This is a genomic window from Pseudomonas sp. G5(2012), from assembly GCF_000408945.1.
GTDB lineage: Bacteria > Pseudomonadota > Gammaproteobacteria > Pseudomonadales > Pseudomonadaceae > Aquipseudomonas > Aquipseudomonas umsongensis.
In genome coordinates this window covers 1-7,803 of the sequence record NZ_APIO01000153.1, presented here as the reverse complement: position 1 = coordinate 7,803, position 7,803 = coordinate 1, and the positions used below count along the sequence as shown (strand labels likewise).

Annotated in this window: 7 protein-coding genes; 3 read left to right on the top strand and 4 right to left on the bottom strand. The window is 60.8% G+C overall.

Going from position 1 to position 7,803, the window contains the following annotated elements; translation table 11 throughout:
* The first annotated feature begins 206 nt into the window (after positions 1-206).
* A complete protein-coding gene (locus tag PG5_RS30635; RefSeq protein ID WP_020800948.1) occupies positions 207-2,204 on the top strand; it encodes a U32 family peptidase in 1,998 nt (665 codons plus the stop codon).
* A 58-nt stretch (positions 2,205-2,262) separates the two neighbouring features.
* Here the strand turns inward: PG5_RS30635 and katG are convergent, their stop codons facing one another.
* Positions 2,263-4,515, bottom strand: a complete 2,253-nt coding sequence (gene katG / locus PG5_RS30630) for a catalase/peroxidase HPI (protein ID WP_020800947.1) — start codon at positions 4,513-4,515, stop codon at positions 2,263-2,265.
* Positions 4,516-5,007: 492 nt separating this feature from the next.
* Here katG and PG5_RS30625 point away from each other — a divergent pair, with 492 nt between their 5' ends.
* A complete protein-coding gene (locus PG5_RS30625; RefSeq protein ID WP_020800946.1) occupies positions 5,008-5,547 on the top strand; it encodes a hypothetical protein in 540 nt (179 codons plus the stop codon).
* A 4-nt stretch (positions 5,548-5,551) separates the two neighbouring features.
* On the opposite strand, the gene msrA is transcribed toward PG5_RS30625, so the two are convergent.
* The 3 genes from msrA to PG5_RS30610 are packed head-to-tail and all read right to left on the bottom strand — an operon-like array spanning position 5,552 to position 7,205.
* On the bottom strand, positions 5,552-6,058 hold the full coding sequence (gene msrA, locus PG5_RS30620; RefSeq protein WP_020800945.1) for a peptide-methionine (S)-S-oxide reductase MsrA: 507 nt from the start codon (positions 6,056-6,058) through the stop codon (positions 5,552-5,554).
* Positions 6,059-6,111: 53 nt separating this feature from the next.
* A complete protein-coding gene (locus PG5_RS30615) occupies positions 6,112-6,600 on the bottom strand; it encodes a copper chaperone PCu(A)C (RefSeq protein ID WP_020800944.1) in 489 nt (162 codons plus the stop codon).
* Entirely contained in the window at positions 6,600-7,205 is a 606-nt protein-coding gene (locus PG5_RS30610; protein WP_020800942.1) for an SCO family protein, read from the bottom strand. Before PG5_RS30610 ends, PG5_RS30615 begins: the two co-directional genes overlap by 1 nt.
* A gap of 240 nt (positions 7,206-7,445) precedes the next feature.
* Between PG5_RS30610 and PG5_RS30605 the strand changes: the two genes are divergently transcribed.
* Positions 7,446-7,646, top strand: coding sequence for a YbdD/YjiX family protein (locus PG5_RS30605; protein WP_033044098.1), 201 nt, complete (start codon positions 7,446-7,448; stop codon positions 7,644-7,646).
* The last annotated feature ends 157 nt before the right edge of the window (positions 7,647-7,803 follow it).

The following is a 7,803-nucleotide window of genomic DNA, read 5'->3' as shown; positions in this document are numbered from 1 at the left end:
CCGCAGGAATGGATATGTACACCGTAAAAATAGATTCGCCTATAAGGCCGCCTTCGCCGGCAAGCCGGGCTCCTACAGGGTTTATGCGGTACATGCGATGTTGAAGGTTCGCTCCCGAACCCGCCACCTGGCAGTACACGGGTGCCCCGCGCTCATTTCACCGCTACAATGCGCGCCTCGACCGTGACAGCCTGACTAAAAAATATATGTCCCTGCCCAAACATCACCTGGAATTGCTCAGCCCCGCCCGTGACGTGGCCATCGCCCGTGAGGCGATCCTGCATGGCGCCGATGCCGTTTACCTCGGTGGCCCGAGTTTCGGCGCGCGCCACAACGCCTGCAACGAGGTGAGCGATATCGCCGCGCTGGTGGAGTTCGCCCATCGCTACCACGCCCGGGTGTTCACCACGATCAATACGATCCTGCACGACAACGAGCTGGAGCCGGCCCGCCAGTTGATCCATCAACTGTACGACGCCGGTGTCGACGCGCTGATCGTCCAGGACCTGGGTGTGATGGAGCTGGACATCCCGCCGATCGAGCTGCACGCCAGCACCCAGACCGATATCCGTACCCTGGAGCGGGCGAAGTTCCTCGACCAGGCCGGCTTTTCGCAACTGGTACTGGCCCGCGAGCTGAACCTGCAAGAGATCCGCGCCATTGCCGATGAAACAGAGGCGGCGATCGAGTTCTTTATCCACGGTGCGTTGTGCGTGGCGTTTTCCGGCCAGTGCAATATTTCCCACGCGCAGACCGGCCGCAGCGCCAACCGCGGTGACTGCTCCCAGGCCTGCCGCCTGCCGTACACCCTCAAGGACGAGAAGGGCGGGGTGATCGCCTACGAGAAACACCTGCTGTCCATGAAGGACAACAACCAGAGCGCCAACATTCGTGCACTGGTGGAAGCTGGCGTGCGCTCGTTCAAGATCGAAGGGCGTTACAAGGACATGGGCTACGTGAAGAACATCACCGCCTACTACCGCCAGCGCCTGGACGCCGTGCTCGAAGACCGTCCGGACCTGGCCCGCGCGTCCAGCGGCCGCACCGCGCATTTCTTCCTGCCCGATCCGGACAAGACCTTCCACCGAGGCAGTACCGACTACTTCGTCAGCGAACGCAAGATCGACATCGGCGCCTTCGACTCGCCGACCTTCACCGGCCTGCCCGTGGGCGTGGTGGAAAAAGTCGGCAAGCGCGATCTGCTGGTGGTCACCCACGAGCCGCTGTCCAACGGTGACGGCCTCAACGTACTGGTCAAGCGTGAAGTGGTGGGTTGGCGGACCAACATCGCAGAAGCTAAAGGCGAGTTCGAAGAAGACGGCGAGAAGCGCTATCGCTACCGCGTCGAGCCCAACGAGATGCCCAAGGGCTTGCACCAGTTGCGCCCGAATCACCCGCTGAGTCGCAACCTGGATCACAACTGGGCCCAAGCGCTGCAAAAAACCTCGGCCGAGCGCCGGATCGGTCTGTCCTGGGTCGCCCGCTTGCGCGAGGAGCGCCTGGAACTGACCGCCACCAGCGAAGAGGGCGTCAGCGCCAGCGTTGCCCTGGACGGTCCATTCGGTGTGGCCAACAAGCCGCAGCAGGCCCTTGAGCAACTGCATGACCTGCTGGGGCAATTGGGCACCACCGAATACCACGCCACCGACATCAAGCTGGATGCACCGCAGGCGTACTTCATTCCCAACTCGCAGCTCAAGGCCTTGCGTCGCGAAGTGATCGAGGTGTTGACCGCTGCACGCATCCAGGCCCATCCACGGGGTGGCCGCAAGGCCGAGACCAGCCCGCCGCCGGTGTATCCGGAGTCGCACCTGTCGTTCCTGGCCAACGTCTACAACCAGAAGGCCCGCGACTTCTATCACCGTCACGGGGTCAAGCTGATCGATGCGGCCTACGAGGCCCATGAAGAAACCGGCGAAGTCCCGGTGATGATCACCAAGCACTGCCTGCGGTTCTCCTTCAACCTGTGCCCCAAGCAGGCCAAGGGCGTGACGGGCGTGCGCACCAAGGTCGCCCCGATGCAGTTGATCCACGGCGACGAAGTGCTGACGTTGAAATTCGACTGCAAGCCGTGCGAGATGCACGTGATCGGCAAGATGAAGGGGCATATCCTCGATCTGCCGCAACCGGGCAGTGTGCAGCAGGTCGTCGGGCACATCAGCCCCGAAGACCTGCTCAAGACCATCCATCGCGCACCCCACTGAGTGACCGTCGAGCGCGCAGTCAAGGCTGCGCGCTCGTCAACTCACCCTATGGGGCTGCTCACCTCAAGTCGAAGCGGTCCAGGTTCATCACCTTGGTCCAGGCCGCCACAAAGTCCTTCACGAACTTTTCCTCGCCGTTGCTGGCATAGAACTCCGACAGCGCGCGCAATTGCGAGTTGGAGCCGAAGACCAGGTCGACTCGCGTCCCCGTCCACTTTTTCTGGCCGGTCTTGCGATCGCTTGCTTCAAACTCTTCCTGGGCGTCCGACACCGGTTTCCACTCCACGCCCATGTCCAGCAGGTTGGTGAAGAAATCGGTGGTCAGTGCCTCGGGCCGAGTGGTGAAGACGCCGTGGGAAGTCTGCCCGACGTTGGTGTTGAGCACGCGCATGCCGCCAATCAACACGGTCATTTCCGGCGCTGTGAGGGTCAGCAACTGTGCCTTGTCGATCAACAGCGACTCTGCCGATACGCGGTATCGCCCCTTGAGGTAATTGCGGAAGCCATCGGCAATCGGTTCGAGAAAACCGAAGGATTCGACATCGGTCTGCTCCTGGGAAGCGTCTGTGCGCCCCGGCGAGAAAGGCACCGTGATCGTGTGTCCGGCATTTTTAGCAGCCTGTTCAACGCCTGCACAACCGGCGAGCACGATCAGGTCGGCCAGGGAGATCTTCTTGCCACCGGCGTTGAATTCCTGCTGGATACTCTCCAGTTTTGAAAGTATCCCCGCCAGTTGCTCGGGCTGGTTGGCCTGCCAGAACTTTTGTGGAGCCAGGCGCAAGCGCCCGCCATTGGCACCGCCGCGCTTGTCCGAACCGCGGAAGCTGGACGCCGCGGCCCAGGCCGTCGAGACCAGTTGCGAGACCGACAGACCCGAGGCCAGCAGTTCGCTTTTCAGGGCCGCGACGTCGCTGTCGTTTACCAACGGATGATCGACTGCAGGTATCGGGTCCTGCCACAGCAGTTCTTCATTGGGCATTTCCGGGCCAAGGTAGCGCGAGAGCGGGCCCATGTCGCGGTGCAGCAGCTTGTACCAGGCACGGGCGAACGCGTCGGCCAGTTGATCGGGGTTCTGCAGAAAGCGCCGTGCAATCGGCTCATAGATCGGGTCGAAGCGCAGCGCCAGGTCCGTGGTCAGCATGGTCGGGTTGCGACGCTTGGTTGGATCGTGCGCGTCAGGAATGATCCCGGCGCCAGCACCGTTCTTCGGCGTCCACTGATGGGCGCCTGCCGGGCTCTTGGTCAGTTCCCATTCGAAACCGAATACGTTCTCCAGGAAGTTGTTGCTCCATTTCGTCGGCGTGGTGGTCCAGGTCACTTCCAGGCCACTGGTGATGGTGTCGGGGCCTTTGCCGGTGCCAAAGCTGTTCTTCCAGCCCAGCCCTTGCATTTCGAGGCCAGCGGCTTCGGGTTCGGCACCGACATTGTCGGCAGGGCCAGCGCCGTGGGTCTTGCCGAATGCGTGACCGCCGGCAATCAGCGCCACGGTTTCCTCGTCATTCATGGCCATGCGGCCGAACGTCTCGCGGATATCCTTGCCGGCGGCTACCGGGTCCGGGTTGCCTTCCGGACCTTCCGGGTTGACATAGATCAGGCCCATTTGCACGGCCGCCAGCGGGTTCTCCAGATTGCGTCCTTGCTCGGTACGGCTCTCCTCATTTTCCCCGGGCTCAGCGACAAGTGGGCCTTCGCCGGGCTCCTGCATGGCTTTTTGCGCCTTGTCGTAGCGTACGTCGCCACCCAGCCATTTGTTTTCCGAGCCCCAGTAGACATCCTCGTCCGGTTCCCAGACGTCAGGCCGGCCACCGGAAAAGCCGAAGGTCTTGAAGCCCATGGTTTCGAGCGCGACGTTACCGGTCAGGACGATCAGGTCGGCCCAGGAAATGTTGTTGCCGTACTTTTGCTTGATCGGCCACAGCAGGCGGCGGGCCTTGTCCAGGCTGACGTTGTCGGGCCAACTGTTGAGCGGCGCAAAGCGTTGCTGGCCAGAGCCGGCGCCGCCTCGGCCATCGCCTGTACGGTAGGTGCCCGCGGCGTGCCAGGACATGCGCACGAACAGCGGTCCGTAATGTCCGAAGTCCGCAGGCCACCAGTCTTGAGAGTCAGTCATCAACGCGGTCAGGTCACGCTTGAGCGCGGCAAAATCCAGGGCCTTGAACGCCTCGGCGTAGTTGAAGCCCTCGTCCGCGGGGGAGGACAGGGACGAGTGCTGGTGCAGGATCTTCAGATTCAGCTGGTTCGGCCACCAATCGCGGTTCGTGGTGCCACCACCAGCGGCATGATTGAACGGGCATTTCGTTTCAGTTCCCATCTGTGAGCTACCTTTGGTCGTGTTCATTCAGCCATCGTTCCGTTTCGGGCACGATGGCGGTGAGTGAAATCAATGACTCAGGCTGTTGGCCCAGCAAGTCGATCAACTGATCATCGTGGCCAAATGGGCATCTCCGGCACTGGCAAGCGAATTGCCAACGGGAAGACCCACGGTATGCCTAGTCGGTTTCTGACTCCCGCTTTATCTTCTTATCAGGTCTCGACCGGCCAGACGGCACCGGCGTTAGATAAGGCTAGACCGCCCTTGGGCAGACGGCTAATAGCTGGAGTATTTGTAGCCGATAGGCGGAATCTTTCAAGGCGTCTTCGATGGCTGTCGGGCACCGCTCAGTTCCTTCCCACAAGGCAGCTGAAAGGGGGCGGGCAAGGGCGACGTCGGCTTGATAGCTATTTGCCACATCAGCCGACCACTGGCATGGCGAACAGCACCATCCTGTGCCTTACTCGGGAATCGGTCCGGGGAGGGCAGTGGATGCGACATAGAGGCGCACAATTCTGGCTTTGGCTCAATAAACGCCTGCCCGTCAAAAGCTACGAAGACGTACTGTGCGACGGCAGGCAGATCGAGGTCCAGGCGCGCATTACCCCGCAGGGCACGACCCAGGTATTCATCGGGATCTACGCCGCCAATGGTTCTTCGATTTGCGAAGAATTTCATGACCGCAGCCTGCGCGAGCCGTTTGCGCTGGCGCTGCAGTGGGGTGGTCAGCGGGCCAGGACGATTCTCCTGGAGACCCAGCCGTTCATCGCGCCCCATCGAGCCCAATTGACCTTGAGCACGGTCATCACTGACGAAACGGTATTGGCCTTGCGCCGCTTGGAAATGAGCAAGTACGAGCGCTTGAAAATCATGGCCGACGATGCCCAGGCCGAATACACGGCGGCACAGTCGGCCATGCTGGAGCTGATGCGTTCACCCAAAGTCGATCCCCAAGTGTGGGATGAACACAGTGAACGGTTGCGCCAGGCCATTGATCGACGGGTCTGCGTACAACGCAGTTATCTGTCTTGATTCATTATTTACGTCTGGGCAGTGTCCAGTTCGGTCGTATGAAGTGGCAGGTGTAACCGTTGGGGTAATGCTCGAGGTAATCCTGATGCTCGGGCTCCGCTTCCCAGAACGGCCCGGCGGGGGCTATTTCCGTGACCACCTTGCCGGGCCAGAGGCCGGAGGCGTCAACGTCGGCCACGGTGTCTTCGGCGATGCGTTTCTGCTCGTCATCCAGGTAAAAGAGTGCCGAACGATAGCTCGTCCCCAGGTCATTGCCCTGGCGGTTTCTGGTGCTTGGGTCATGGATCTGGAAGAAAAACTCGAGGATCTGGCGATAGCTGATCTGCTCCGGGTCGAAGACGATTTCGATCGCTTCGGCGTGGGTGCCATGGTTGCGATAGGTGGCATTGGGTACATCGCCCTCCGAGTAACCGACACGCGTGGAAATCACCCCCGGGTAGCGTCGAAACAAATCCTGCATGCCCCAGAAGCAGCCGCCAGCGAGGATGGCGGTTTCGGTGTTCGTCGTCATCAGTACGCACCTCCCATCAAAGAGCGGCCTCCATGGCGGAGGCCGTCAGACCCTCAATGCATCTTGCTGTGATCCATATTGCCATGATCCATCGTATTCAGTGCCTTAGCCGGCGCGTTCACCTGGATCGTTTCTTTCTCGCCCTTGGCGTTTTCCACGGTCAGGGTCAGTGGCACGCTATCGCCTTCGTTGATCTGGCCCGTCAGGTCCATGAGCATGACGTGGTAGCCATGGGGATCGAAGCTCACCGGCTTGCCGGCCGGCAATGCCACGGACTCGACCTGCTGCATGCTCATCACATCGTCCTTCATGCTCGACTGGTGAACCTGCACCGTCTTCGCCACGGGCGATTGCACGCTGAGCAGCTTGCTGTCGCTGTCGGCCTGCAAGGTCATGAAGGCGCCGCTCGAAGGCTGACCGGCCACCGTCGCCCTGACCCAGGCATCGCTGACCCGGGTTTGCGCGGACACCTGCCACGCCATGCCGATCAGGGCCATTCCCAGTACAAGCTGCTTGATACGTGGTGCGCAAAACGAAGTCATCAGCAAACCTCCATGACGGTGAGCAGGTCTTCTGCGCACTCTTGAGCGGTAAGGGACGCGGACAGGCCGAGGCGCAAATTGCCACGGGAGTCGAACACGAAGCTGGTCGCGGTATGGGACAGGGTGTAGGTATCGCCGCTTGGGACTTTCTCGAAGAATACGCCGAACTCCTTGGCGGTGGCGGCGGTTTCTTCCAGGGTGCCGTACAGCGCCTCGAAACTCGGGTCGAAGGCCTTTACGTATTTGTCGAGCAACTCGGGTGTATCGCGCTCAGGGTCCAGGGTGATGAAGATCACTTGCAGGCGCTCGCCATCGCGGCCCATCAGTTTTTTCGCCTGGGCGGCGCGGGCCAGCGTGGTCGGGCAGACCGCCGGGCATTGGGTGAAGCCGAAGAAGATCATCGGCATCATGCCCTGGTAGCTGCCGAGCATCCGGGTTTCGCCCTCGGTGTCCTTGAGCTTGAAGGAGCGGCCCATGATCTTGTCGCTCAGGTCCTTGCCGTATTTGAACGACAGCTTGCTGCTGTCATCGCAGCCGGCGAGCAGGCCGAGGCTCAACAGGCTCATGCCTTGCAGGACTGTGCGGCGGGAATACAACGTACTCATGGAAAAAAGCTTCCTGTGTGCAACAGAGAAAACACAGTGCCTGACGGATCAGGCGAAAAAAAGCGCAGGGATGTTAACAAACTGTTGCCCGTTGGCGGTCAATCGATGGCCAGCCGGTCATGCGCCAAAAGGTCGCGGGGGCTTGAATACATGAAAATACAATTGGCCGGGAAGCGGACACATTGCAGATACATCAGTGGGGTTATATCGGGCTGTCCAAATCTCATCGAGAGCACTGCCATGATCCGCAAATTGCAGCAAGCCGCCAGTTTCCTTAGCCAGAGCGCGCGTTTGATGGTGGGCGTTCCTGATTACGACAACTATGTCGCACAGAGGGCGATCAGCCATCCGGGCGAGCCGGTGATGACCTACGAGGCGTTTTTCCGTGAGCGTCAGGACGCCCGTTTTGGGCGCGGGAAATGTAATACGCGGTGTTGCTGACGCTGCAAATTCCCCCGCGCCCCGAGGATGTACTCGATCTACTGTGGGAGCGGGCTTGCTCGCGAAGGCAGCCTGACAGCCGACCAATCTCTCGCGGCTGTACGCGATCCACTGTAGGAGCGAGCCTGCTCGCGATGGCGGCCTGACAGCGTACATA